This window comes from Cellulomonas sp. P2_B4 (genome assembly GCF_056404795.1).
Genome location: NZ_JBFUDI010000001.1, coordinates 350,012 through 376,162 on the forward strand (window position 1 = coordinate 350,012; position 26,151 = coordinate 376,162).

Annotated in this window: 20 protein-coding genes and 2 tRNA genes; 15 read left to right on the forward strand and 7 right to left on the reverse strand. The window is 72.1% G+C overall.

Features of this window, described 5'->3' with window-relative positions; all coding sequences use genetic code 11:
• Nucleotides 1–9: 9 nt before the first annotated feature.
• Complete coding sequence (locus tag AC1DZC_RS01715; protein WP_477042009.1) at nt 10–561, reverse strand: PPA1309 family protein; 552 nt, start codon at nt 559–561, stop codon at nt 10–12.
• Nucleotides 562–733: 172 nt separating this feature from the next.
• On the opposite strand from AC1DZC_RS01715, the gene AC1DZC_RS01720 reads away from it, so the two are divergent.
• Together AC1DZC_RS01720 and AC1DZC_RS01725 are read left to right on the forward strand one after the other, a co-directional pair.
• Nucleotides 734–3,712 carry a UPF0182 family membrane protein gene (locus AC1DZC_RS01720; protein WP_477042010.1) on the forward strand — a complete coding sequence of 993 codons (2,979 nt, stop codon included), beginning with the start codon at nt 734–736 and terminating at the stop codon, nt 3,710–3,712.
• A 94-nt stretch (nt 3,713–3,806) separates the two neighbouring features.
• Nucleotides 3,807–3,880, forward strand: a tRNA-Met gene (locus AC1DZC_RS01725).
• Between the two features lie 61 nt (nt 3,881–3,941).
• On the opposite strand, the gene AC1DZC_RS01730 is transcribed toward AC1DZC_RS01725, so the two are convergent.
• Nucleotides 3,942–7,196: an ATP-binding protein gene (locus AC1DZC_RS01730; protein ID WP_477042011.1), complete on the reverse strand. Its 3,255-nt coding sequence runs from the start codon at nt 7,194–7,196 to the stop codon at nt 3,942–3,944.
• Nucleotides 7,197–7,391: 195 nt separating this feature from the next.
• Here AC1DZC_RS01730 and AC1DZC_RS01735 point away from each other — a divergent pair, with 195 nt between their 5' ends.
• From AC1DZC_RS01735 to AC1DZC_RS01745, 3 genes are all read left to right on the forward strand, one after another.
• Entirely contained in the window at nt 7,392–7,961 is a 570-nt protein-coding gene (locus AC1DZC_RS01735; RefSeq protein WP_477038183.1) for a TetR/AcrR family transcriptional regulator, read from the forward strand.
• Nucleotides 7,962–8,112: 151 nt separating this feature from the next.
• Nucleotides 8,113–8,832, forward strand: a complete 720-nt coding sequence (locus AC1DZC_RS01740) for an alpha/beta fold hydrolase (RefSeq protein WP_477042012.1) — start codon at nt 8,113–8,115, stop codon at nt 8,830–8,832.
• Between the two features lie 424 nt (nt 8,833–9,256).
• Nucleotides 9,257–9,330: transfer RNA gene (locus AC1DZC_RS01745), tRNA-Thr, on the forward strand.
• A 59-nt stretch (nt 9,331–9,389) separates the two neighbouring features.
• Here AC1DZC_RS01745 and ligD read toward each other — a convergent pair.
• Entirely contained in the window at nt 9,390–10,355 is a 966-nt protein-coding gene (ligD, locus tag AC1DZC_RS01750; RefSeq protein WP_477042013.1) for a non-homologous end-joining DNA ligase, read from the reverse strand.
• 367 nt (nt 10,356–10,722) lie between these two features.
• Between ligD and AC1DZC_RS01755 the strand changes: the two genes are divergently transcribed.
• The 4 genes from AC1DZC_RS01755 (at nt 10,723) to AC1DZC_RS01770 (ending at nt 14,853) form a co-directional block, all read left to right on the forward strand.
• Entirely contained in the window at nt 10,723–12,078 is a 1,356-nt protein-coding gene (locus tag AC1DZC_RS01755; RefSeq protein ID WP_477042014.1) for an ABC transporter substrate-binding protein, read from the forward strand.
• An 84-nt stretch (nt 12,079–12,162) separates the two neighbouring features.
• Nucleotides 12,163–14,079 carry an alpha-amylase family protein gene (locus tag AC1DZC_RS01760; protein ID WP_477042015.1) on the forward strand — a complete coding sequence of 639 codons (1,917 nt, stop codon included), beginning with the start codon at nt 12,163–12,165 and terminating at the stop codon, nt 14,077–14,079.
• Between the two features lie 137 nt (nt 14,080–14,216).
• A complete protein-coding gene (locus AC1DZC_RS01765; protein WP_477038187.1) occupies nt 14,217–14,414 on the forward strand; it encodes a hypothetical protein in 198 nt (65 codons plus the stop codon).
• A gap of 127 nt (nt 14,415–14,541) precedes the next feature.
• Nucleotides 14,542–14,853, forward strand: coding sequence for a hypothetical protein (locus AC1DZC_RS01770; RefSeq protein ID WP_477038188.1), 312 nt, complete (start codon nt 14,542–14,544; stop codon nt 14,851–14,853).
• 4 nt (nt 14,854–14,857) lie between these two features.
• On the opposite strand, the gene AC1DZC_RS01775 is transcribed toward AC1DZC_RS01770, so the two are convergent.
• Entirely contained in the window at nt 14,858–15,475 is a 618-nt protein-coding gene (locus AC1DZC_RS01775; protein ID WP_477038189.1) for a class I SAM-dependent methyltransferase, read from the reverse strand.
• A 59-nt stretch (nt 15,476–15,534) separates the two neighbouring features.
• On the opposite strand from AC1DZC_RS01775, the gene AC1DZC_RS01780 reads away from it, so the two are divergent.
• The 3 genes from AC1DZC_RS01780 (at nt 15,535) to AC1DZC_RS01790 (ending at nt 18,282) form a co-directional block, all read left to right on the forward strand.
• Nucleotides 15,535–16,515 (forward strand): helix-turn-helix transcriptional regulator, encoded by a 981-nt coding sequence (locus AC1DZC_RS01780; RefSeq protein WP_477042016.1) that lies wholly within the window; start codon nt 15,535–15,537, stop codon nt 16,513–16,515.
• Nucleotides 16,516–16,746: 231 nt separating this feature from the next.
• Complete coding sequence (locus AC1DZC_RS01785) at nt 16,747–17,781, forward strand: hypothetical protein (protein WP_477042017.1); 1,035 nt, start codon at nt 16,747–16,749, stop codon at nt 17,779–17,781.
• A gap of 18 nt (nt 17,782–17,799) precedes the next feature.
• On the forward strand, nt 17,800–18,282 hold the full coding sequence (locus AC1DZC_RS01790) for a hypothetical protein (protein WP_477042018.1): 483 nt from the start codon (nt 17,800–17,802) through the stop codon (nt 18,280–18,282).
• Between the two features lie 81 nt (nt 18,283–18,363).
• Here AC1DZC_RS01790 and AC1DZC_RS01795 read toward each other — a convergent pair whose 3' ends face one another.
• The gene (locus tag AC1DZC_RS01795; RefSeq protein WP_477042019.1) at nt 18,364–19,830 is read right to left on the reverse strand and encodes an MFS transporter; all 1,467 of its coding nucleotides are present in this window, start codon (nt 19,828–19,830) and stop codon (nt 18,364–18,366) included.
• Nucleotides 19,831–19,952: 122 nt separating this feature from the next.
• Between AC1DZC_RS01795 and AC1DZC_RS01800 the strand changes: the two genes are divergently transcribed.
• Nucleotides 19,953–20,570, forward strand: a complete 618-nt coding sequence (locus AC1DZC_RS01800) for a TetR/AcrR family transcriptional regulator (protein ID WP_477042020.1) — start codon at nt 19,953–19,955, stop codon at nt 20,568–20,570.
• A gap of 150 nt (nt 20,571–20,720) precedes the next feature.
• A complete protein-coding gene (locus tag AC1DZC_RS01805; RefSeq protein WP_477042021.1) occupies nt 20,721–21,176 on the forward strand; it encodes a DUF5658 family protein in 456 nt (151 codons plus the stop codon).
• Nucleotides 21,177–21,182: 6 nt separating this feature from the next.
• Here AC1DZC_RS01805 and AC1DZC_RS01810 read toward each other — a convergent pair whose 3' ends face one another.
• Nucleotides 21,183–22,700 (reverse strand): glycosyltransferase 87 family protein, encoded by a 1,518-nt coding sequence (locus AC1DZC_RS01810; protein ID WP_477042022.1) that lies wholly within the window; start codon nt 22,698–22,700, stop codon nt 21,183–21,185.
• 126 nt (nt 22,701–22,826) lie between these two features.
• Between AC1DZC_RS01810 and AC1DZC_RS01815 the strand changes: the two genes are divergently transcribed.
• Nucleotides 22,827–24,965, forward strand: coding sequence for a glycoside hydrolase family 3 N-terminal domain-containing protein (locus AC1DZC_RS01815; protein ID WP_477042023.1), 2,139 nt, complete (start codon nt 22,827–22,829; stop codon nt 24,963–24,965).
• A 4-nt stretch (nt 24,966–24,969) separates the two neighbouring features.
• Here AC1DZC_RS01815 and AC1DZC_RS01820 read toward each other — a convergent pair whose 3' ends face one another.
• Nucleotides 24,970–25,986, reverse strand: a complete 1,017-nt coding sequence (locus AC1DZC_RS01820) for a hypothetical protein (RefSeq protein WP_477042024.1) — start codon at nt 25,984–25,986, stop codon at nt 24,970–24,972.
• Nucleotides 25,987–26,151 lie beyond the last annotated feature (165 nt).

A 26,151-nucleotide genomic window follows, 5' to 3' on the forward strand; every position in this document is an offset into this window, starting at 1 on the left:
CTCGCTCGCTCAGTCGAAGGTCGAGCGCACCGCGGCGACGAGCCCGGGGACGAGGTCGGGTCCCTGACCGACCTGCTGGGGGTCGTCGTCCGCGCGCATCCGCACGGCGCACCACGACGGTCCGCCGCGCAGCGCCCCGACCGCCAGCCGCACGTCCTGCCGCTCGGGATGGGCCAGCAGGTACTCCAGGGCCGCACCGGCGTCGTCGGGCATGGCCTCCTCGGCCGCGGGCGGCAGCACGACGCGCTCGACCGTGACGGCCATCCCGTCGACGGTGGCCGGCCACGAGAGCCCGGCCAGGAGCGTCTCCAGGTCCGGCGCCGAGGGCAGCTCCTCCTGCTCGATCGAGGTGAGGTGCCAGGGCTGCGCGGTCGCGGCCGCCAGCACCGACGGATCGAGCTGTGCGGCGAGGCCCGGCTCGGTCAGCAGGGCCTCCTGCGTCCGGACCAGAGCGAACACGCGCACCGGTCCGTCCCAGCCCGCCTCGGCGACGTGCCGCTCGATCTCGAGGACGGATTCGGCGAGCGCGCTCAGCGCGGGGTCCGGAGCAGTTTCGGTCACCCCTCATGGTCGCATCCGGACGCCTCGGGACTCGAACTGGTAACGGTGGGAACTGGCGCCGTGAACGAGGCGTTCTGGGATCGAGCGGTTCGCCCGGTGCGGCCGTTCAGGCAGGTCCGGTACCGTGCCAGACCAGCCAGGACGCTTTGCCGACGACGAGGACCGCAGCACCGTGACATCTGCCAATCCGCCCCGCCCAGCCCCGGCACGCCAGCGCCGGCGGGGTGCGCTCGTACCGACGCTGATCACGCTCGGTGTGCTCGTGATCGTCGTGCTGATCCTCGCGCAGGTGTGGACCGAGGTGCTCTGGTACCGCCAGCTCGGCTTCGGCCAGGTCCTGGCCACCGAGTGGGGCACGCGCCTGATCCTGTTCGTGCTCGGGTTCGCCATCATGGCCGGCGCCGTCGGCTGGAGCCTCAGCTTCGGCTACCGCTCCCGGCCCGTGTACGCGCCCTCCACGCAGGAGCAGGCGAACCTCGACCAGTATCGCGAGGCGATCGAGCCGCTGCGTCGGCTCGTGATGATCGTCGGCCCCGCGGTGCTCGGCCTGTTCGCCGGCGCCGCCGCGTCCCAGCAGTGGGCGACCATCCAGCTCTGGATCCACGGCGGCACCGTCGGCCAGGTGGACCCGCAGTACCACATCGACCTCGGCTTCTACATGTTCACGCTGCCGGGCCTGCGGTTCGTCGCGTCGTTCCTCATGGCTGTCGCGGTGCTCGCGGGAATCGGCGCCGTCGCCACCCAGTACCTCTACGGCGGCCTGCGGATCGGTGGCCAGCGCGGCGGGGCGCCGCGCACCACCCGCGCGGCCCGCGTGCACCTGTCGGTCATCGCCGCGGTGATCATGCTGCTCATCGCCGCGAACTACTGGCTCGACCGGTACTCGATCCTCACCAAGAGCCAGAGCAACAAGTTCGCGGGCGCCTCGTTCACCGACGTGCACGCCGTCATCCCGTCCAAGCTGATCCTGGCCCTCATCGCGATCTTCGTGGCCGTGCTGTTCATCGTCACCGCGATCCGTGGCAACTGGCGCCTGCCGGCCATCGGCGTCGGGCTCATGATCGTGGCGGCGATCGCCGTCGGCGGCATCTACCCGGCCGTCGTGCAGAAGTTCCAGGTGCAGCCGAACCAGCAGGACGCCGAGTCGGAGTACATCTCCCGCAACATCGACGCGACGCTCGACGCCTACGGGCTCAAGGACGTCGAGACCACCGACTACACCGCCAAGGTCACGGCCGAGGCCGGCGCCCTGCGCCAGGACGCCGAGACGACGGCGTCGATCCGGCTCCTCGACCCGCAGGTGGTCAGCCCGTCGTTCAAGCAGCTCGAGCAGATCCGCGGCTTCTACGACTTCCCGGACTCGCTGGCGGTCGACCGCTACGAGGTCAACGGCGAGAGCCGCGACACCGTGATCGCGGTGCGCGAGCTCGACCTGGCCGGCCTGGACGCGCAGCAGCGCAACTGGACCAACGACGCGACCGTCTACACGCACGGCTTCGGCGTCGTCGCCGCGTTCGGCAACACGACCGCCGCGCGCGGTGCCCCCGACTTCTGGGAGGGCGGCATCCCGTCGACGGGCGACATGGGCCCCTACGAGCCGCGCATCTACTTCAGCCCGAAGTCGCCCGAGTACTCGATCGTCGGCGGCCCCGGGGGCACGACCGGCTGGGAGCTCGACTACCCGGACGACGCGTCCTCCGGCGCCGTCAACACACGCTTCCCGACGCAGACCGTCAGCGCCGGCCCGAGCATCGGCAGCCCGCTGAACAAGCTGCTCTACGCGCTGAAGTTCGGGCAGGGCAACATCCTGTTCTCCGACCGCGTCACGCCCGACTCGCAGATCCTGTACGACCGCGACCCGCGCGAGCGCGTCCAGAAGGTCGCCCCGTACCTCACGCTCGACGGCCGCGTGTACCCGGCGGTCGTCGACGGACGCGTCAAGTGGATCATCGACGGCTACACCACGACCGACCAGTACCCGTACTCCGCGTCCCGGTCGCTCGACGCCGCCACGACCGACTCCCTCACGGAGACGTCGGACACGATCCAGGCGCTCCAGCCGAAGAACGTGAACTACATCCGCAACTCGGTGAAGGCCACGGTCGACGCCTACGACGGCTCGGTCACGCTCTACGCCTGGGACGCCAAGGACCCGATCCTCAAGGCGTGGTCCAAGACGTTCCCGACGTCGCTCAAGCCGATCTCGGACATCGACGGCGCGACGATGAGCCACCTGCGCTACCCCGAGGACCTGTTCAAGGTGCAGCGCAACCTGCTCACCCAGTACCACGTGACCGACTCGGTGCAGTTCTTCTCGGGCAACGACTTCTGGAACAACCCGGACGACCCGACGAGCACCGTCAAGGTCCCGCAGCCGCCGTACTACCTGACGCTGAAGATGCCCGACCAGGACAAGGCGAAGTTCTCGCTGATGTCCACGTTCATCCCGCGGGGCGCCAACGCGCGCAACGTGATGACGGGCTACCTCGCCGTCGACGCGGACGCCGGCAGCGAGGCGGGCAAACCGTCGGCCGACTACGGCAAGATGCGGCTGCTCGAGCTGCCGCGCGACTCGACGGTGCCCGGACCCGGGCAGATGAACAACAACTTCACGTCCGACCCGACGGTCTCCAACGAGCTCAACATCCTGAGCCGCGGCGACTCCAAGGTCCGGCGCGGCAACCTGCTCACGCTGCCCGTCGGTGGGGGACTGCTGTACGTCCAGCCGGTCTACGTCCAGGCCGCCAGCGGCACCACGTACCCGACCCTGCAGCGCGTGCTCGTCGGCTTCGGCGACAACATCGGGTTCGCGGACACCCTCGACGGTGCCCTCGACCAGGTGTTCGGCGGCGACTCAGGTGCGGACGCCGGCGACGCCGGGACCGATCCGGCTGCCGGGGAACCGACGACGCCACCCGACGCAGGCACGGGCGACACCGGTGGCGACACCGGCACCGCTCCGCCCGACTCGGACACGCAGGCCCAGGTGCGAGCCGACCTGACCAAGGCTCTCCAGCAGGCGAACAAGGCGATCCAGGACGGCCAGGCCGCCCTCGCGATCGGCGACTTCGCGGCCTACGGCGAGGCGCAGAAGAGCCTCGACGCGGCCATCGACGCCGCGCTCGCGGCCGAGGAGAAGCTCAGCCCGTGACGGCGTCCGACCGGCGGTTGTGACGTACGCAACCGCCGGTCGGGGCCCTGCGATTTGGGTGCCCCTGCGGTCTGAGGTAGGTTGTACTCACCGACGCGGGGTGGAGCAGCTCGGTAGCTCGCTGGGCTCATAACCCAGAGGTCGCAGGTTCAAATCCTGCCCCCGCTACAAGAAGACGAAGGCCCGGACCTGATGGTCCGGGCCTTCGTCGTTCACGCGATCTCCCTGCTCAGCGATGCACCGCTGAGACCGCTCGGGGAACCGGCGAGACCTGGAGCGAGCTCAGCAGCAGCTCGGCCCGACTCGCGAACAGGTGCGCGCCCCGGCCGAGCGCGACCGCCCGGGCACGCTCGGCCAGGCGGACGGCGCCGAGATGGTCGCCGGCGGCCGCAGCCAGCTGCGCCCTCACCAGGACCACGAGCCCTTCTGCCGAGCGTTGGCCGTAGCGTTCCAGGCAGTCGTCGGCACGATCGAGGGCCGCGGACGCGGCGGACAGCGACCCCGCGGCGATGCGCATCTCGGCGAGCAGCGCGTACCAGGTCGAGACGCACGAGCGAACCGGGTTCGACAGGTTCACCAGGATCAGTCGTTCCGCCTCGTCCGACGCCGGACCCGGGTCGCGCCCGCTCATCGCCATCGCCCAGCACCGGGCCAGCCGTAGGTAGGTCCCGAGGAAGACGAAGGAGAAGTGCGGGTCGACCGCGATCCCACGCTCGCTGCGGCCGAGTGCCCACTCGGGATCACCGACGACCGCGGCGGTCCGTGCCGCCATGGTGGTGGCGACGGTGACCGCGTAGGGGTCGTCACCGGCCGCTGTCTCGAGCCGGTCGTGGAGCACTCGCGCCTGTGCGGCGTCCCCGTGGTACGCGGAGATCTCGGCGAACGTGCCGGCGGTGAGGAGCTGCAGACCGTCCCGGACCGGGTCGGGGTCTGCCGCGCGTTCCTCGGACCGGCCGTCGGAGTGCATCGCGCTGAGGGTACGGAACGACTCTCCGACGTTGCCCAGGTGCCACTGGTGGATCCCCCAGGCGGCCTGCCCGTAGATGCGGACGACCAGGTCGTCGGACGCCGTGCCCTGCGTGAGCAGCCGACGAGCGAGGGGGCCGCTGGTCTCCAGCTCGAGGCCCTGGCCGTGCGCGGTCCAGCGTGAGAAGAGGAACCCGGCGGCATCCCGCTCGCGATCGAGGCCCCGGGCCACCTGCTCCGCCCGCTCCAGCAGGCTCACCGACGTCCGGCCGTACATCGAGCGCATGCCGACGACGGCGATCAGCTGCGAGAGCGCCTCGAGCTCCAGCTCGAGCAGGGACGATCGGCGCGCGAGCTCCACGGCAGATCTGAGCTGACGCTCTGCCGCGCCCAGCGCGGTCTTCTCCTTGGCCCGGGCTCCGGCGCGGATCAGGGCGTCGACCGTCCGGGCCGCATCGCCCAGGGGACCTGCCGCCCACAGGTGGTGGGCGACCCTCTCGGCGACGGACTCCCCGCCGAGCCCGGCGCCCTCGAGGGCATCGGCGATCCGTCCGTGGAGCGCGGCGGCGCGGCCCGGTGGGATCGCCTCGGACACGGCCTGCCGCACGAGGTCGTGGACGAAGCGGTAGCTGTACGGATCTCCCGGGCTCGGGCCGATCAGTCCGAGGGCGCGCACGGGCTCGAGGCGTCCGAGGCTGGCTGACACGTCCAGAGATGCTGCCCGGGCGAGCACGGCGATCTCGACGTCCCGGCCGACCAGCGCTGCGACCTCCAGGAGCTCCTGCGCATCGTGGTCGAGTGCGCCGAGGCGGTCGCGGACGACGTCGCGGACCGTCAGGGGCACACCGGTGCTCAGCACCGCCGGCCTGGACGCCGCCTCGCCGGCCGTCCACAGCCGGCCCAGCTCCTGCACGAAGAAGGGGTTGCCCCCCGTGCGGCTGTGCACCAGCGTGGCGATCTCCGTGGTCGGGACGACGCCGGTCTCGAGCTGGACCAGCTCGGCGACCTCGGGCGGACTCAGAGGCCCCACCCTGACGCGGCGGTGTCCGGGCGCGCGGCTGGCTGCGGCGAGCATGTGGGACAGGTCGGGGCTGGGCGAGGGGCAGGAGTCGCGAGATGCACCGACGGCGGCGCTGCTGGAAGGAAGTCGGGCGATGACGTGCTCGAGCACCTGCAGAGAGCTGGGGTCGGCCCACTGGAGGTCGTCGATCACCATCACCACGGGTCGTTCCCGGGCCGACTCCGCGATGACGTCGACCAGCTGCTCCTGCAGGCGGAACCGTGCGCTGCTGTCAGGGATCGGGAGCGTCGGCCACGAGGCGGCGTCGGTGCCGACGAGGTGGCCGAGATCGCGCGAGAGCCATCGTTCGCGCCGGTCCGGCGCCATGGCGTCGACGAGGCCGGTCACCACCTCGATCCACGGCCACATCGTGGGGGTCCCCTCGCCCTCCAGACAGTGGCCCCGCACGACGAGAGCGCCACGTGCCCCAGCGTGGCAGGCGAGCTCCTCCAGGAGGCGGCTCTTCCCGGCCCCGGGCTCACCCTCGAGGAGCACGACTGCTGTTCTCGCGGCGAAGGTCGGTTCGAGCGCGTGGCGCAACGTGGCGATCTCGTCCGAGCGGCCGACAAGTCGTCCCGGGACGCCCGTGTCCCCAGCCGCAGTGCCCGAGGGCGGGGCAGGCTGCGTGGCGGAGGTCGACGATCGTGTCTGCGCGAGCACCCGGTGGTGCGCGGCCGCGAGCGAAGCTCCAGGATCGATGCCGAGGTCGTTCACGAGGCGGCTGCGCACCGTGTCGAACACGGTGAGCGCCTCGGCCTGGAGGCCCGCAGCGCCCAGCAGGTCCATCAGGCACGACTGCACCGGCTCGTGCAGAGGCGCCATCGTGGCGGCGAGGTGCAGTGCGGGCAGGACCCGTTCGGGGCAACCGTGGGACAGCGCGACCCCTGTGGCGTCGACACAGGCCCGGAAGAACTCGTCGTCGAGGCCGGCGAAGATCGACGCGGCCGCAGGCCCGTGCGCCCACCCGTCGCCCGCCGGGCCGCTCCACAGACCGAGCGCCTCGACGAACAGGTCGAGTGCCGTCGTCCCGTCGGCTGCGGCGAGGGCTGATCGTGCAGCGCCGGTGAGATGGCGGAACGCCGCGAGGTCGAGGACGTCCGCTCCTGCCGCGCACAGGTAGCCGGCGCCCCGGCGCACCAGGTAGGTGCCCGCGTCGCGGGACGGGAGGTCGGGTTCCAGGAGACGCCGCAGCGAACCGATGTGCTTGTGGATCACGTTCAACGCGCTCGCGGGCGCGCCCTCGCCCCAGATCAGGTCGATCAGCTCCGCGGCGCCGGTGGGGCGGCCGCCCCGAGCGAGGAGCAGCGCCAGCAGATAGCTCTGCTGGCGCGGTCCGGCGTCGAGCTCGGTGGTGCCTCGCCACAGCCGGAGCGGACCGAGCACCTGCAGGCGCAACGGCTGCGTGAGCGCCGGTGGCCCGACCCGGTCGGGGCCCTCGTGCACGAGCGTCACGCTCATGTCCGTCTCCTGTCCGCCGGCTCCGCCTCTGGTCGTCTGAGTGGCGTGGTGCGAGTTGGAGCGCTCGTGCGGTTGCTCGACAGATAATCTAGGCGCTGGAGTACCTCTCTAGCCAGATCTCACGACCGAGGGACGGGACCACCGACGGTGCCAGGCGAGTCACGACCACCCAGCCGGCGCGACGAGTACGCCGAGATGACCCGGCAGAGCGTCGTGGAGGCGGCCCGCAAGCTCTTCGCCGCGAACGGCTACGAGCAGACAACGGTCCCGTCGATCGCCCGCGAGGCGCGGGTCTCCGCCGCCACCGTGTACGCCCAGTGCGGCGGCAAGGAGGGTCTGCTCCGGACGCTGATGGACATGTGGACCCGGAGCGACCTGGTGACCCGCATCATCGCCGACTGCGCGGCGGCCACCACCGGACATGCCAAGCTGACGACGCTTGCCGACGGCTACGTCGAGCTCTACGCCGCGGACGACGACATCATCCGCATCGTCACCCGGGCGGCCGCGAGCGCTCCGCCGGCAGCGGACTTCGTCGGCATCGCCGATCAGCGTCATCACGAGGCGTTGGCCGTGATCGTCCAGGGGATCGAGGACGTCGGTGACCTGGCCGATGGTCTGTCGGTGGACGATGCGGCGCGCATCATCTTCTTCCACTTCCGGCACGCCCAGTTCGTCCTCGCCGTCGAGACCTTCGGGTGGGGAGTGGACCGCACGAGACGGTGGATCCTCGAACGGGTCGAGGCCGCGGTGCTGAAGGACTGACGTCCGCCGGTCCCGCGGACGGTGGTCCACTCGTTCGTCACTTCTTCTCCACACCGGCTCTCTAGCGTCGGCGGCACAGGGAGCGATCCGAACAGCCGTCTACCGCCGCGAGCAGACCCGTCCCGTCGGCGGTGCGATCCGAGGAGAAGCCATGTCAGTCACACCCACCGTGGTCCTGGTCCACGGAGCCTTCGCCGATGCCTCCAGCTACGCCCGCGTCGTCGCCGAGCTGCTCGACGACGGCACGAAGGTCGTGGTCCCGGCCGGTCCGAACCGCGGCCTGGTCGGTGACGCCGCGTACATCGCCTCCGTCGTGCGCCAGATCGACGGCCCCGTCGTCCTCGTCGGGCACTCCTACGGGGGCGCGGTGATCACGGTGGCCGGTGTCGAGGACAACGTCGTCGGACTGGTCTACCTCGCCGGCTACGCGCTGGACGAGGGGGAGAGCCTCGGTGAGCTGCAGGGACGCTTCCCGGAGTCACCGCTCGCGGGGGCCCTCGCCTACGCCACGTTCCCCGTCGACGGCTCCGACGAGCCCGGCACCGACGTCTTCGTCGACGTCGCCAGGTTCCCGGAGATCTTCGCGCCCGACGTCGACCCCGACCTCGCCCGCGTGCTGGCCGTCTCGCAGCGCCCGCTGGCTGCGGTCGCGTTCGCGCAGCCGGCCAGCGTCGCCGCCTGGAAGACCAAGCCCGCCTGGGGCGTGGTGGCCTCCTCGGACACCGTCATCAACCCCGAGGTCGAGCGGTTCGGCTACGAGCGTGCGGGGATGAAGGTCTCCGAGATCGACTCGTCCCACCTGCTGATGCTCTCCCACCCCAAGGAGGTCGTCGAGGTCATCCGCGAGGCTCTCGCCTCCGTGACCGCCTGACCTCCTCTCGGCAGCCGTCGCGGCGGGAGCGCGGACGCCCGCACGACCCGGACGACAGGGAGCCGACGTGAGAAGGCAGTACGGGTGCATCGCCTTCACTGATGACGTCCGCGAGGACCAGCAGCACTACGGCAGCGCCGAGTTCTACGACCGGGTGCGGCCAAGGGCGACGGGTGCCTGCGGGCGCCGACCCGTTGGGTCAACGAGAGGCTGCTCTCCTGGCCCGGATGGACGGCTTGTACCTCGCGACGGTCAGCCAGACCGGATGGCCCTACGTCCCATTCCGCGAGGGCCCGCCGGGCTTCGTCTCGGTGCGGGACGCGCACACGATCGGCTGGGCGGACTTCCGTGGCAACCTCCAGCACGGCTCCACCGGGAACCTGAGGGGGACCGGCGTGTGGCGATCATCGCGGTGGATTACCGACGCCGGGTGGAGCAGCTCGGTAGCTCGCTGGGCTCGTCACCCAGAGGTCGCAGGTTCACCCCCTGCCCCCGCTACACGATGACGAAGGCCCGGACCTGATGGTCCGGGCCATCGTCGTTCGACGGATTTCGGCTCACGCATCGTCTTCCGGAGGTTCCGGGACACCGTCGCGCTCGTCGCGCTCGGCCCACTGCAGCAGGGGCGCCAGGTCGAACACCGCATCGTCGATGCCGGCATGGAGGTCGCCGAGCTCGGCAAAACGTGCGGGGACCGTGCGCAGGGTGCAGTCGTGGGGATCGACGTCGTCGATCTCGTCCCAGCGCAGGGGCGTCGACACGGTGGCGTCGGGGGTGCCGCGCACCGAGTAGGCCGAGGCGATGGTGTGGTCGCGCGCGTTCTGGTTGTAGTCGACGAACACGAGCGACGGATCCCGGTCGCGCCGCCACCACGTGGTCGTGACGTCGTCCGGTGCACGGCGTTCGACCTCCCGCGCGAAGGCGAGCGCTGCTCGTCGTACGTCCGCGAACCCGTGCTCCGGCGCGATCCGGACGTAGACGTGCAGGCCGGAGCCCCCGGAGGTCTTCGGCCAGCCGACTGCGCCCAGCTCGTCCAGGACCTCGTGCGCCACGTGCGCCACCCGTCGTACCCGGTCGAAGGGGCAGTCCGGCATCGGGTCCAGGTCGATGCGCCACTCGTCGGGGCGTTCGGTGTCGGCCCGACGGCTGTTCCACGGGTGGAACTCGACGGTCGACATCTGCACCGCCCAGATCACGTGGGCCAGCTCGGTCACGCACAGCTCGTCGGCGGTGCGGCCGTAGCGCGGGAAGTAGACCTCCACCGTCTCCATCCACGGTGGAGCGCCTCGCGGCAGCCGCTTCTGGTGCACCTTCTCCCCGGCGACGCCCGTCGGGTAGCGATGCAGCATGCAGGGGCGATCCCGCAGCGCACGCACGATCCCGTCACCGACGGCGAGGTAGTAGTTCGCGAGGTCGAGCTTGGTGGCGCCGCTGGCGGGGAAGTAGACGCGATCGGGGTTGGAGAGCCGCACGGTGCGGGACCCGACCTCGAGCTCGACGGCGGGTGAGTGTTCCGGGGCCATGGCTCATTCAAGCGCGCCGCGTGCCTGCACGTCGGCAGCGCGAAGCACGAACAGAGGAGGGGCTGGCCGTCCGGTCGGTCCCGAGATCGGACCGGGTGGAAAATCCTGCCGGGCAAATCGGCACATCCCTCGCCAACACTCGCGTTTCGCCGTCGATTCGTGTCGGAACCTGACCTCTCCTGTTCCCCCGTGGTGATTCGCTTACTGCGCTGTAAGTGAATGTCTTGTGCTCACGATTCCGGCGTCCTAATCTCACCTCGTTCTCATTGCCGGACGACGAGGTCCGGTCGACCATCGACGGTCGACCGTCGCTGATCCGGAACCTGTCTCTCCGCGCGCGGGCGGAGCCCCCTCACAAGGAGTTCTGATGCGCGCGAGTCGACGGTGGAACGGGCATGTCCGTGGGCGGTCCCGGCAGCGGGCTGCGGGCGTCGCCGTCGCGTCGCTCGTCGCACTCTCGCTCGCCGGTTGCGGCGGTGCGGGCGGCGTCCCCGAGCGTGACCACGAGTTCCACATCGCGGTCCTGAACGACGGCTCGGTCGCGGCGGAGGAGGCGGCCGTCGCACGGTTCAACGAGACGTCCGACGTCAAGGCCGTCCTCGACAAGGTGGCCGACAACAGCTCGCAGTACCAGGCGTACGTCCGGTCGCGGCTGGGCAGCACGGCGGCGCCCGACGTCTTCATGAGCGGGGGTGCCCGCGACATCCAGGCGCTGGTCGAGCAGGGTCTGGTCCTGCCGCTGGACCAGCTCGTCACCGAGAACCCCGCGCTCAAGGACTCGTTCCTCGCGACGGTCTTCGAGAAGGAGGTCATCCTCGGCAGCGCCTACGGGATCCCCGTGCGGGGCGTGGAGCCAGCGTTCCTCTTCTACAACAAGGCGGTCCTGGCCGACGCCGGCGTCGAGCCCGCCACCACCTGGGAGGACCTCCTGGCGCAGGTCCAGCCGCTGACGGACTCGGGGCACCTGCCGATCGCGCTGGCGGGCCGCGACCTGTGGCCGACGCAGCTGTGGTTCCAGTACCTGTACGCCCGGCACGCCGGCAGCGCCGCCGTCGCGGCGGGGCTGAGCGGCGACGCGAGCGTCTGGAGCAGCGACGCCAGCCGCGCGGCACTGAGCGACCTCGCCGACCTGCGGGACTCGGGTGCATTCGGGCCGGTGTTCGACACGGAGGGCGCGGGTGCCGCCGGCACGGCCCGGCTGATGGTCCAGGGGACGTCCGCGTACGAGCTCATGGGCAGCCGGAACTACGAGTGGCTGAAGTCGGCGGACCCGGAGTTCGTCGCGACGAACCTGGGCTGGACCGCGTTCCCCGACCTCGCGGACGCCGGTGGGGAGCCCGGTGCGATCACGGGCGGCACCGGGGGCTTCTACAACGTGAGTGCGCAGACCACGTACTCGGCGGCGATCGCGCAGTTCCTGGCGCAGCTCTACAGCGACGAGTTCGTCACCGACCAGCTGGCGCTCGGCAACCTGCCCGCCACCACCAACGCGCTCGCCGTGATCCAGGCGGACCCGCAGATCGACGACGCCGAGAAGGGTTACCTGGGGTTCGTGGTCGACCTGATGAGCAAGGCACCGGTGTTCCAGAGCTCGTGGGACGGCGTCGTCTCGTCGGACCGCACGTCCCGTCTGCAGCGCCCGATGGAGGACTTCGTCGTCGACGAGACGGACGCCGACGGGTGGATCGCGTCGATGACCACGGTGACCGCGCCGGAGGACTGAGGCGTTCGCCGCGCTGAACGTCGTCGGGTCTGGTGACAATGGACCTGTCGCGGCCAGTCACCTCCTGGCCGGCAAGGAGCTGACATGGTTCCGCCCGCGGATGTCAGGGCCGCCGCCGCTGCTGCGCTCGCTGACCTCGATGCGGCCCGCGCGGAGCTGTTCGAGCTGCGGCTCGAACGCTGGTGGCCCGATCTGCGGGACGGCGTCGAGACGGTCTACCCGGGCGAGGCCGGCCGGGCGCTCCTGGTCGATCTCGTCGGGTCGGCGGCCCGCGCCTACGCCGAGCGCGACCCCGAGCTGCACCGCCTCGACCAGCAGCGCACCCTGGCGCCCGACTGGTTCCAGCAGCCGCAGATGCTGGGCTACGCCACCTACGCCGAGCGTTTCGCGGACGACCTGGACGGGGTGCGTGGCTCGGTGGACTACCTGCGCGAGCTCGGCGTGACGTACCTGCACCTCATGCCTCTGCTGCTGCCGCGCGACGGCGACAACGACGGCGGCTACGCGGTCGCCGACTACCGGACGGTGCGCCCGGACCTGGGCACGATGGACGACCTGCGGGCCCTGGCCACCGACCTGCGACGCGCCGGCATCAGCCTGGTGCTCGACCTCGTGCTCAACCACGTGGCGCGCGAGCACGAGTGGGCGCGCCGGGCACGAGCGGGGGAGCAGCGCTACCGCGAGTACTTCCACGTCTACCCCGATCGCGCCGTCCCGGACGCGTTCGAGCGGACCCTGCCGGAGGTGTTCCCGGACTTCGCACCGGGGAGCTTCACGTGGGACGACGACGTCGCGGGCTGGGTCTGGACCACCTTCAACGCGTGGCAGTGGGACCTCGACTGGTCGAACCCGCGGGTGTTCGCAGAGCTCGTGGACGTCGTGCTGTTCCTGGCTAACCAGGGCGTCGAGGTGTTCCGGCTGGACGCGATCGCGTTCCTGTGGAAGCGGATGGGCACGACGTGCCAGAACGAGCCCGAGGTGCACGCGATCACGCAGGCGATGCGGGCGGTGGCGCGGATCGCGTGCCCCGCGGTGGTGTTCAAGGCCGAGGCGATCGTCGGGCCCGGGGACCTGGTGCGCTACCTGGGCACGGGCGTCCACCACGGCAAGGTCAGCGACCTGGCGTACCACAACGCCCTCATGGTCCACGTGTGGTCGATGCTCGCCTCCAAGGACACCCGTCTCGCCTCCCGCGCCCTGCGCGCGCTCCCGCCGACCCCGACCACGACCGCGTGGGTCACGTACCTGCGGTGCCACGACGACATCGGCTGGGCGATCGACGACGCCGACGCGTGGGCGGTCGGCCTGGACGGCTACCTGCACCGCCAGTTCCTCTCGGACTGGTACGCCGGGTCGTTCCCCGGCTCCGACGCCCGCGGGCTGGTGTTCCAGCACAACGCCGCCACGGGCGACCGCCGGATCAGCGGCACCGCGGCGAGCCTCGTCGGCCTCGAGACCGCCCGGGAGACCGGCCACGGGACCGACGCCGCCATCGCCCGCCTGCTCCTGGCGCACGCCGTGGTGATGGGCTGGGGCGGCGTCCCGGTGCTGTGGTCCGGCGACGAGCTGGGCCTGCCGAACGACCCGCACTGGGCGTCGGAGGCCGGGCACGCCGACGACAACCGCTGGGCGCACCGACCGCGGCTCGACCCGGCGGTCGTCGCGCGGCTGGACGACCCCGGCACCGTCGAGGCGCGGGTGTACGGCGGCCTGCGGCACCTCGCCCGCGTGCGGTCGTCGCTGCCGCACCTGCACGCCTCGGTCGCGAGCGAGGTCCTCGAGCCCGACGACCCCGGGGTGCTGACGATCGTGCGTCGGCACCCGCTCGGGCCGATGCTCGCCGCCTACAACGTCACGGGCGACTGGCGGCCGGTGCTCGGTTCCCGGCTGCGCGAGCACGGGCTCGTGAACGCCCGCGACGCGCTGACCGGCACGAACGTGGAGCTCGGCGACGACGGCGCGCTGTGGCTGGCGCCCTGGCGGGCGGTCTGGCTGACCTGAGCCAGACACACCCGCCGGTGACCGTGGTCAGGGGTGTTCGGCCGCTCGCGCTGACTCCAGACACCAACGGTGGAACCTCCGGGTGAGGCTGCTCCGGGACGATGGTCACAGCGCCTGCGGTGGGCGATGCTCGGGTCATGGACCTGCGCGTGGAAGTGTCGAACGCCGACATCGCTGCGGCCAAACGGCTCTGGAAGGGGGCGTCCGAGGCGGGCGCCCGGCCGGAGCTCGTCGAGACGCTGCTCTCCGACTACGTCCAGCTGATCAGCGCCCAGGCGCAGCAGATCGCCGACGACTTCCGGCGCAGCCGCACGGTCGAGCGCGGCGAGGCGTAGGCACCTGACGCGTCCGGGTCAGCGAGCTCGTTGCGGCGAGCTCCCGGCCGGGGCCGTGCGCTGGACCTTCCACCAGCGTTCCGACGACGTCCGTCTGGTGTTCGCCGCAGGCGGCGAGACTCGGTTCATGAGCACAACGGCACCCGCGGGTATCAGGCTCGGGGACCCGGTCGTGGGGTCGATCGTCTGGGCCGTCGTGCACCCCATCGGACCCGTGCCGCTCGACGGCTCGGCCGACGAACGCTTCGTGTCCGTCATGGGCGAGGTCAACGGTGCGCGGCTGGACGCACCCGGGTGGGGCTACGCGCAGGTGTGGTCGTCCGAGGAGCTGTGCCGCGAGCACGCCTGGTCCATGCAGTGCGTGGGCCGACGGTTCTACGAAGGCCTCGAGGTGCGTCGCGTGCGCGTGGTCGGCCCCGCGCTGTTCCGGCTCGCCTGAGCAGTCACGGCCGACGGGCGGCCAGCTGCTCGACCATGCCGAGAGCCCGCCGCTCGTGCGCCTCGAGCGTGAACCCGAGGGACTCCACCTGGCGCAGCGGCCGGTGGCAGAAGCGCTCGCCCTGGAGCGGCACCGACACCACGTCGACGAGCCTCTGCAACGACCGCACGGCCCAGCTCGACGACTCCACGTGGTCCGCGAGGAGCAGCAGCCCGCCCGGCCGGAGCACGCGGGCCAGCTCGTCGACCGCACGACGTTCGTCGGGGATGCTGCACAGCGAGAACGTCATGAGGACCGTGTCGAACGAGGCCTCCGCGAAGGGAAGGTCGCGCGCGTCTGCCTGCCGCAGGTCCGCGGTGATGCCGAGGTCGGCGGCCCGCCGCACCGCGACCGCGAGCATCGACGGGCTCCACTCGATCCCCGTGAGGTCCAGACCGGCGGGGTAGTGGGGCAGGTTCAGCCCGGTGCCGACCGCGACCTCCAGCGTGCGGCCGGTGGCTCGTCGGCACAGCCACGGACGGGCGGCGCCGAACCACTTCCGCTCGGCCGTGCTCATGCGTCTGTCGTACGCGCTGGCGCGGCGGTCCCAGGAGCCGCGCAGCCGGTCGTCGCGGCTCGTCACGTCGACAACCCTACGTTCTAGGGTGGTTCCGGACGGGAAGCGTCCGGAAGGCAGGGATGGTGAGCGAGGACCAGAACCCCACGGCGCGAGCGTTGACCGCGCTCGAGCTCATCCAGGCGAGCCCCGGCATCAGCGCCGATCGGATCGCGGACCGGCTCGGCGTCTCGCCGCGGGCGGCCCGGCGCTACGTCGCGACCCTGCGGGATGCCGACATCCCGATCGTCTCGACGCGCGGGCCGTACGGCGGCTACCGGGTGGGACGCGGCCAGCGACCGCCGCCTCTCGTCTTCACCGCCTCGGAGGCCCTGGCTCTGGTGATGGCCGTTCTCGACGGGCACCACGAGGCCGACGACCCGACGCAGCCGGTGGGGACCGCGCTCGGCAAGATCGTTCGGTCGCTGCCCGAGTCCGTCGCGGCCCCCGTGCGGGCCGTGCGCGAGGTCGCGGCACCCGCGCCCGACCGTGCGGCGGCGCGTCCGGACCCGACGATCGCGACCGCGCTGGTGCAGGCGTGCTCGGCGCGGACCAGGGTCCGGCTGACGTACCGCTCGGAGGGCGGGAACGCCTGGCAGCCCGAGGTCGAGCCGTGGGCGGTCGTCGTCCGGCACGGCCGCTGGTACCTGCTGTGCCACTCGCCGGCCGCGGATGCGCGGCGCGCGTACCGGGTGGACCGGGTCGCCGGTGTCGAGGTGCTCGCCGAGACGTTCGAGCCGCCTGCAGAGCTCGACCCCGTCGCGGAGCTCGAGGAGCACCTGGCGGTCGGCTGGGAGTACGCGGTCGACGTGGTCGTCGAGGCCCCGGCGCACCGAGCGGCCCGCTGGCTGCCGCGAGATCTCGGCCGGATCGAACCGGTCGACGGCTCGTCGTGCCGTCTCGTGGGCAGCACGAGCGACCCACCCTGGTACGCGGGCCGGCTCGCGGGCATCCCGGTCCCCTTCCAGGTGAGGGGTGGCCCGGAGCTGCGTGCGGTGGTGCGGTCCGTCGGGGAGCGCCTGATCGCGGCGACGGACGCGGAGGCCGTTGACAAAGCCTATGACTGAGAGCACGGTCATCAGGGGGACAGTCAGGTCGGTCAACAGCGGCCGGTCCTGGCCTTGCGCGGCACTGAGCAGGCACGATAGGCATCGCCCAAGAACCTCATCCGTATGGATGAGGTTCTACCACCCAGACGAGTGATCTCCACAACATTTGTTGGTCATAGGTGCCTATGACCTTCATCGGAAGCCCCGACCTGCCGAAGGAAAGCGTGTTCCCCCGGAGAGGCGCTTCCCTTGTCGACACTCGATCTGCCCCGTGTCCCGCGCATCACCCTGGCCGATCTCCGTCGCGTCAACGGCCACGTCGTCCTCGTCGCGCTGGTCGTCGTCCTCGTCGCGTGGACCACCGGGCTCGTCGCCAGCGCGGGCGTCCAGGCGCGTCAGCATGCCGAGCTGGTCGAGCACCAGCGGCAGGTCGCGCACCGGGTGCACGCCCTGTCCGCCGACTGGCGCACCGAGCTGGCCTTCCTCGACACGGCCCGTGACGGCGCGGTCCGCACGCGGCTGGAGTCGATCGAGGCCGAGCGCGCCGCCGTCGTCGGGAATCGGGACGTCGCGCTCGCCGACGCGGCCGCCGCTCTGGCCAGCTCGGCCGGAAAGGTCGACGACGCGCACCGCGCCGAGCTCGAGTCGGCGGTCGGCGCACTCGCCGCGCCCGAGACCGTCTACTCGCGGGTGGTCGTCGCGACCGGCGAGGTGTCGCGGCTGACCGGGGAGGTCGCCGCCGCCGAGGCGGCGTGGAACGCCGAGCAGGCACGGCGCGCTGCTGAGGCCGCCACGCGCAACTCCGTCACTCCCGTGAGCCACCAGAGCAGGAGCCGGGTTCCCGCGCCGCCGCCTGCTCAGGGTGGCGGGACCGTGCAGGAGGTGGGGGAGGCCGCGCTGCGCGCGCTGCCGGGCAACGCCGGGGTCTCGATCCACTGGGACGACCCCGACCTCTCCGGCCACCTGGGCGCGGTGTGGTCCGGCAACACCTCGTACATCATGGTCAACGGCTCCGCGCTCGCCGGGAACCCCGGCAAGACGCGGGACGTCGTCCGGCACGAGATCGCCCACATCTACCAGGGGCGGCTCGCCGCGGCGTATGGCCTGTCGTGGGGCGAGCTGGGCGACCGCATGGCCCCCGCGTTCGGGGACCGCCCGCAGGAGAAGGCCGCCGACTGCGTGGCCCAGCGGTTCGGTGCCTCGTGGACGCACTACACGTCGGACTGCTCGAGCGCCGACAAGCAGGCGTGGGTGGACGCAATGATCGGCGGCTACCTGCCCTGAGGGTGTAGATACGAGACCGTGACCCAGACCTTCCGAGACGGTGAGCCGCTCTGGCGGGAGCGGATGTCGGCGAGCACCCTGGTGGCCGGCTGGCTCGGCGTCGCGCTCGGGCTGCTCATGATCGGGGTCGGGGCGTCGCGCGGGTCGGCGGTCTACGTCGTGCTCGGCGTGATCCTGGCGGCGTTCAGCGTCCTCGGGTCCCTGCTGCCGGTCGTCGAGGCCCGCACGACCGGCATCTATGTCCGCAACGTGCTGCACGAGACCTGGGTGCCCTGGGCGGCCGTCGTCACGATCGTGCCGAGCACCCGCGTGAACGTGATCCTCGACGCCGGGCGGTTCGTGGGCGCGTGGGCCGTGCAGCCCGGCGCCGCGCGTCGTCTGGGTGGTCGTTCGCGCGTCGAGGTCGTCGCCGAGAGGCTGACCGAGGCGTGGAACGCGCACGGCACGGCCCGCGGTCCGAGCACGGTGGTGCGTCGGCTGGCCGTGCCCGGGCGCCGCTGACGACCCTGGACGACGAGAGCGGCAGCCCGCCACGCGAAGGTGGCGAGCTGCCGCTCTCGTCGAGCAGCCGGACCGGCGGGGTCAGTCCAGAGCGAGCTCGAGGTCGCGCTCGAGCTGCGTCTCGACGGCCGGAGCCTTGGGCGTCCGCACCATGACGGCGAGGAGCACCATGGTCGCCGCGATGAACATCGCCGCGACGAAGAACGCCCGGTCGGCGCCGACGACGAACGCGTGCTGCGCGATCTGGGTCGCGGTGCTGCCCGTGGGGGTCGCGCCCCGTGCGGCCGACGAGGCGACCGTCACCAGGATCGCCAGCCCGAGCGAGCCACCCACCTGCTGGCTGACGTTGACGAGCCCGGAGGCCGCACCGGCGTCCTTCGGCGCGACGCCGGCCAGCCCGAGCGACGTCAGCGGGACGAACGCGAGCCCGTTGCCGGCACCGAACAGGACGAGCGGCACGAGGACGGCCCAGTAGGAGCTGTCCGCCGAGATCTGGGACAGGATCAGCAGGCCCGTGGTGGACAGCGCGAGGCCGCCCACCATCAGCGGCCGGACGCCGAGCCGGGACACCAGCGACGCGCTGACGCGGGACGCGACGAAGAGCACGACGGTCAGCGGCAGGAACGCGAAGCCCGTCGCGAGCGGCGAGTAGCCGAGGATCTCCTGCAGGAACTGGGTCAGGAAGAAGAACATGCCCATCATCCCGGCGACGAGCAGCAGGCGGGCGACGTAGGACGAGGACCGCGTGCGGTCCGCGAACAGCCGCAGGGGCGTGATCGGGGCCGGCGCGCGCAGCTCGACCATGATGAACGCCGCCAGCAGCAGGACTCCGGCCGTGAACGCGAGGATCGTGCCGGGGTCGCTCCAGCCCGAGCTCGCGGCGCGGACGAACCCGTAGACCAGCGACGTCATGCCGAGGGTCGAGGTCGCGGCGCCGACGAGGTCGAAGCGGCCGGGGTGCCGGGGCGTCTCGGGCAGGACGACGCGGGCGAGCACGATCAGGGCGATGCCGATCGGCACGTTGACGAAGAAAACCCAGCGCCACGACACCCACTGGGTGAGCATGCCGCCGGCGATCAGGCCGAGGGCCGATCCGCCGATCGAGACGGCCGAGTAGTAGCCGATGGCGCGCGTGCGCTCGCGCCCCTCGGGGAAGCGGGCCATGAGCAGCGCGAGCCCGGACGGAGCGGCGAACGCCGCGCCGGCTCCCTGGACCGCGCGGGCGACGAGCAGCTCGGTGGGGGACTGGGCGAACCCGCCGACGAGCGAGGCGAGCGTGAACAGTGCGACACCGCCGATGAGGACGCGGCGCCGGCCGAGGATGTCGCCGGCGCGGGCGCCGAGCAGCAGCAGGCCGCCGAACGCGAGCGTGTAGGCGTTCATGACCCAGGACAGGCCGGTCGGCGTGAACCCGAGGTCGGTGCGGATGTCGGGCAGGGCGACGTTCACGATCGTGGCGTCGAGGACGAGCATCAGCTGGGTGGTGAGGATGGCGGCGAGCACGAGTCGCGACGAGGCGACTCGGGCAACGGGGGATGGGGCAGACACGCGGACCTCCGCGACGTACGATGGGATAAGTGGAAGGAGCCTCCACTTAGAGGAACTATACGGAGGCTGCCTCCGTTTAGGCAACAGCTGACGACGACGAACATGCGAACAGGGGTGGAACCGTGGGGCAGTCCGGTACGGCGACCGAGCCGACGGCCCAGCCGGACGCCGCGGTGCGGCCCCTGCGCGTGGACGCCGCGCGCAACCGCGACAAGATCCTGGAGGCGGCCGCCGAGCTGTTCGGCGACGAGGGCACCGACGCCTCGCTCGAGGAGGTCGCCCGCCGCGCGGGCGTCGGGGTCGGCACCCTCTACCGGCACTTCCCCAACCGGACGGTGCTCATCGAGCAGGTCTACCGGCGCAGCGTCGACGAGCTGTGCTCCGAGGCGCCACGCCTCGCCGCCACGCTCCCGCCCGGTGAGGCGCTGGAAGCCTGGATCCTCGGCTTCGTGACATATGTCGGCCGGAAGAAGGGCCTCGCGACAGCGCTTCGCGGCGCGCTCGGCGACGACGCCTCGGCGATCTTCGCCGACGTCCATGCGCGGCTCAAGGCGGCGGGCGACGTGCTCCTCGTCACCGCCCAGGACGCCGGTGTCGTCCGCACCGACGTCGAGACGATGGACGTGCTGCGCGCGGTGAGCGGGGTCTGCTCGGCGACCGCGGATGCCCAGGACCCCGAGAGGACGCGACGGGTGCTGCGTCTCCTGCTCGACGGGCTCAGGTACGGCGCAGCCGGCTGACGAGGTTCGGTGATCATCGTGGGTCGGCGCCCCTGCACGGACGGGTGAACGGCCACGCGTTCCGCTCACAGGTGCTAACACCCAGTCGATAGTCGTCACTGTGCAGCGGGACAGAGGCAGGTTGGCGACGGAGGCGCAGGTGAGCCTCCGATGAGCGTGCTGACGTCCGGCTCCGCGACGACGGCCACCGCCGACCGGTCCCAGCAGCCCGCACCGGCCACGATCTCCGACCAGCTCGCGGACTCCGTGGACTGGTTCGAGGGCACCCTGCCGGCGTGGCGTCGGAGCAGCTGGTGCCGCGCGGTCGCGGTCCTGGCCATGCTGGGGGCGATCGGCGACGCCCTGACGACCTCGACGCTCCCGCACATCGAGGGCATCCACGAGGGGAACCCCGTGTCGGCAGCCGGTCAGGCGTTCGTCGGCTCGGTCCCCGTGTTCATGCTGGTCGTGACCATCCCGCTGGTGCTCGTCTTCCTCGTCCTGGCCAACCGGCCGACGTCCCGCTACACGTGGTTCATCTGGCTCGCGGTGGCGAGCGTCGGCGCCGTGAAGCTCGTCGTGACGTTCTCGAACCTCGTGGTCCTGGGAACGGTCTTCACGACCTGACCGGCCTCAGCCCGGGGGCAGCCGCAGCTGGATCCCGCGCGAGTCGACCACCGTGGGCCACCGGTCCAGGGCGTCGAGCGTCTCGGTGTCGAAGTAGTTCCCGCGTGTGCGCGCCAGGACCATCGCCTGCCCGGACATGAGGTACTCGCGGGCGTCGCGCTGCCACTGCGCGTTGTCGATCCGCTCCACGGGTGAGCCGGTCTCGTCGGTGTGGCCCGCGTCGAACGTCTGGCCCGACAGGTCGACGGCGACGTCGCAGCCCTGGTCGAGGTTGCGCGAGAGCACGTCGAGGAGCGCGAGCGCCGTGGGCGCGTCCGCCTGCACGCAGCCCGCGGGCAGCTGGGCGGACATCTGCGCGGCCGGAAAGTCGACGAGCGGCGACTCCCGGAAGGCGCCCATCGTCAGACCGAGCGAGACACAGCCCAGCACGGCGATGGGGACGCGCGTGCGGTCGGGGAGCGCGGCGACACCCGCCGCGACGACGAGCACGAGCGCCGGCGCCGTGTAGGCGGCGTAGTGCGGCAGGTACGACGGCGACAGCAGCAGCACGGCGCCCTGGGCGGCGAGCATGACGACCCACAGGCGACCGCGGCGGCCGCGCCAGGCGAGGACCGCCGCCGCGACGACGGCCGTGCAGGCGAAGACCAGGAGCAGGTGGCGGTGCGACTCGTCGAGCGTCAGGTTGGTGACGTTCACGCCCGTCATGCCCAGCAGCCGGTCGGTGGTCGGCCGCCCGTCCCGCGGGCGACCCAGCTGGTCGAGCACGACGTAGCGGAACATCTGCGAGCCGCCCGTCAGCACGAAGGGCAGGATCGCGACGACGACGGCGGCGCCGGCCGCGAGCGTCGCGCGCAGGGCTGGTCGCCAGCCGCGCACCACGAGCTGCCAGAGCAGCACGACGAGCACGGGCACGACGTCCCAGATCTTCACGACCACGCCCAGCCCCAGCACCGCGCCGCCGGCCCACGTCCACCAGGTGCGCGCGCCGACGTCGGCCGAGCGCAGGAGCAGCAGCACGCCGCCGAGCAGGGTGACGGTGCCCAGAGGCTCGAGCAGCGTGAGCCGGTCGGCGTAGGCGGCCGGGGCGGCGACGGCGTAGAGCAGCCCGCCGACGACCGCGGCGGCGGTGCCCCACCGCCAGGCGATCCGGGTGACCAGGACCGCGCTCACGGCGCCGACCATCATGAAGCCGACCCGTGCCGCGACCAGGGCGTCCGAGTCGCTCACCAGGTGCGTCAGCGCGGCGAACGGGGTCAGCGCGAGCGTGATGCCGGGTGGGTGCAGGAAGAGGAAGTCGCGGTAGGGCAGCTCGCCGTGCACGAGCGCGACCGCGGACGCGAAGTACACGCCGTCGTCGTACCCGTGGTACCCGCGGACCCCAGGACCGCCGCCGCACACGATCCAGCGGACGACGAACGCGACGATGCCGGCGCCGGCGGCGACCAGCCAGCCGAGCGTGCGCCGGGGGAGCACGAAGCGCACCGCGGGTGTCGCGGCGGGGCGGGTGCTCAGGTCGACGGCCAACGCAAGGCTCCAGGGTTCGGGTCGAGGGGCGCGTCGTTGCACCCTGATTCTCGCACCCCGCCTGCGTCGGCCGGGTATCGCGGCCGAATAGGGTGATGCCCTCGCCGACGAGAGGGAACGCTTCCGATGGACAAGGCCTGGCTGGACGCCACCCGCACCGCTGCGGAACGCGCCGAGCTGCTGCTCGCCCGGATGACCCTCGCAGAGAAGGTGGGGCAGCTGCACCAGCCCGCCAACATCAGCGCGGTGGACGACGCCGACGACCTGCGCGCCGGGCGGATCGGAACGTCGCTGTCGGCCAGCGGCGCGACCGCGGGCAACATCCGCGACGAGGGCGTCGCGGTGCGCGCGGTCAACGACGTGCAGCGCCTCGCGGTCGAGGAGTCCCGGCTGGGCATCCCGCTGCTCCTGGCCCGCGACGTGATCCACGGGCACCGGACCGTGTTCCCCATCCCGCTCGGGCAGGCCGCGACCTGGGACGCCGGGCTGGTCCAGCACGGCGCCCGGCTGGCCGCCGTGGAGGCGAGCGCGGTCGGGATCGGCTGGACCTTCACGCCCATGATGGACATCACCGGCGACCACCGCTGGGGCCGGGTCGCGGAGAGCCTGGGGGAGGACCCGGTCCTCGCGGGCCGGCTCGCGGCGGCGATGGTGCGTGGCCTGCAGACGGACGACCTGTCGGCGCCCGACGCGATCGCGGCCTGCGCGAAGCACTTCGTCGGCTACGGCCTGGCCGAGGGCGGGCGCGACTACGGCTCGGTGACCGCGGGGGAGACCAGCCTGCGCAACCTCCAGCTGCGTCCGTTCCACGAGTGCGTGCGCGCCGGCGTCGCCACGGTGATGTCGAGCTTCAACGACATCGACGGAGTCCCGGTGCACGCGAACAAGCGGTACCTGCGCGAGATCCTCAAGGACGAGTGGGGGTTCGACGGCGCGGTCGTCAGCGACTGGGACGGCGTCGGCGAGATCGTGCAGCACCGGGTCGCCGCGGACGCCGCCGACGCCGCGCGCCAGGGCCTCGAGGCGGGCGTCGACATGGACATGGTGTCGGGGTCCTACGCCGCGCACCTCGAGCAGCTGGTGTCTGACGGCGTGGTCCCGACGGACCTCCTCGACGACGCCGTGCGCCGGGTGCTCACGCTGAAGTTCCGCTGCGGAGTCTTCGAGCACCCGTACACCGACGAGGGTCGCGAGGCGCAGGTCGCGGGTTCCGACGAGCACCGCGCCGCCGCGCGGCAGACCGCGGCGTCATCGCTCGTGCTGCTGAAGAACGACGGGATCCTCCCGCTGACGGCGGGCTCGGAGGAGGCCGTCCTGTTCACGGGACCGCTGCTCGACGCCACCGACGCGCTGTTCGGGACCTGGACGCTCGACGGCCGCGCGGACGAGGTGGTGACGATCGCCGCCGGGCTGGCGCCGCACACGGGGTCGGGCGCCCGGTCGGTGCCGTGGACGCACAGCGACCAGGTGCTGGCCGCCGCCCGCGAGGTCTCGACGGTCGTCGCCTTCGTCGGCGAGCACCCGGTGCGCTCGGGCGAGGCCAACTCGGTCACCACGCTCGACCTGCCGGTCGGCCAGCTGGAGACGCTGCAGGCGATCAAGGCGGTCGGCGTCCGGCTCGTCGTCGTCGTGCTCGGCGGACGCGCGCTCGCGGTGCCGTGGCTCGCCGAGCACGCCGACGCGGTCCTGTACGCGTGGCACCCGGGCTCGGAGGGCGGGAACGCGATCGCCGACGTGCTCTTCGGCGCGGCCGGTCCGCGGGGGCGCCTCCCGATCACGCTGCCGCGGTCGACCGGCCAGCAGCCGCTCGTCTACAACCACCGCTCGACGGGCCGGCCCATCGAGCCGGCGCAGGACCGGGCGACCGGTCGCTACCAGGACAGCCTCTCCTCGCCGCTGTACCCGTTCGGGTTCGGGCTCACCTACGGCCAGGTCGAGTACGCGGACGTCACCGTGTCGGCGGGGTCGTCGGTCGTCGCGTCGGTCGTCGTGACCAACACCGGCGACCGGACGTGCACCGAGGTCGTGCAGGTCTACGTGCGCGACGAGGTCGCCGCCGTCACGCGACCGGTCAAGGAGCTCGTCGACTGGGCGGTCGTCGAGCTGGCACCGGGGGCCTCGCAGACGGTCCGGTTCACGATCGACGCGGACGCGCTCGGCTACTACGGCCCCGACGGCCGCTTCCGGGTGGACCCGGGCGCGTTCGCGCTGTGGATCGCGCCGGACTCCGCGAGCGGGGAGCCCGTGTCGTTCACCCTGGGGTGAGCGCTCAGCGGGTGGTGGTCAGGTGCCGCGCGCGGCGGGGTTCCGGCACGCCGTTGTGCGTCGGGGCCGGCACGCGGCGCTCGAGCTCGTCGGCCACCGCCCGCCAGCAGCGCTCGGCCTGCCGCAGCTGGGCCGACACGTCGTCGGGCCCCACGTGGCCCACGCTGCCCAGACCGTCGGCGGCGTCGAGGGCGTCGAGACCCCGCTCGATCGCCTGCTTGGACGCCCAGTAGTTCGTGGTGTCGCGCGACGTGGCCGGCGTCATGACCTCGAGGGCGGCCGCGGCGTCGTCGAACAGGGCACGGACCAGCGCGATCGCGTGCGGCCGCTCGCTGAGCGACATCTGACCCGCCGCGACCGCGACCGCGCTGACGATCGTCGACTGGGCCAGGTGCTCGACCGTCTCCCGCAGCGCGCCGGGCCGGACCTGGATCAGCAGGAGCAGCGCGACGGTCCGGCCGAGCAGGGTCTCGTGCCGCGCGCGGTTGATCCGCTGCCGCTCGGCAGCCTCCCGGGCCTCGCTCTCGGCGCGCAGCGCGTCGGCGAGGGCCGCGCGCTCGCGCCGCTCGGCCTCCTGCCGGGCCGCGGTGGCGTGCCGCGACACGATCTCGCTGGCGGTCCGCACCTGCCGGGTGCTCTCGGCCTGGGCCTTGAGCACGAGGTCGGTGGCGCACTGGTTCATCGGGGACGCGTACCCGGAGTCGGTGTACCCGAACAGGGCGACGTGGTGCTCCTCGGCGTAGAGGATCGCGACCTTGGCGAACCCCGACCGCGAGTAGAAGACGGCGACGGTCGACCCCGCTGCGGACCGCAGGCGCTCGATCTCCGCCCGCTCGACCGGGCTGCGCCCGTGCTCGACCCGGCCCGAGAAGTCGTAGCCGATCAGGTCGATCGCGTTGTCCGGCTGGGTCTGGGGGTCGAAGTTCACGCGGACGTCGACGAACGCCAGGACCGTGCGGGCGTGACGCTCGGCGAAGTGCTCGGCGTCCCGCCACTGCGGGTTCTTGGCCACCTGGTTCACGTCCACCTCCTCGCGTCGTCGTGGGCGTCCAGTCGTCACACCGACGCTATGCGCTGTGACAGACGGGGCGCTCGGGCCGTTGGAGTGACCCGCGGGCGGACAAATCGGCACCGCAGCAGGACGCACCCGGACGAATGCGGCTGGTGGGCGTCAGTCGTTCGTGGT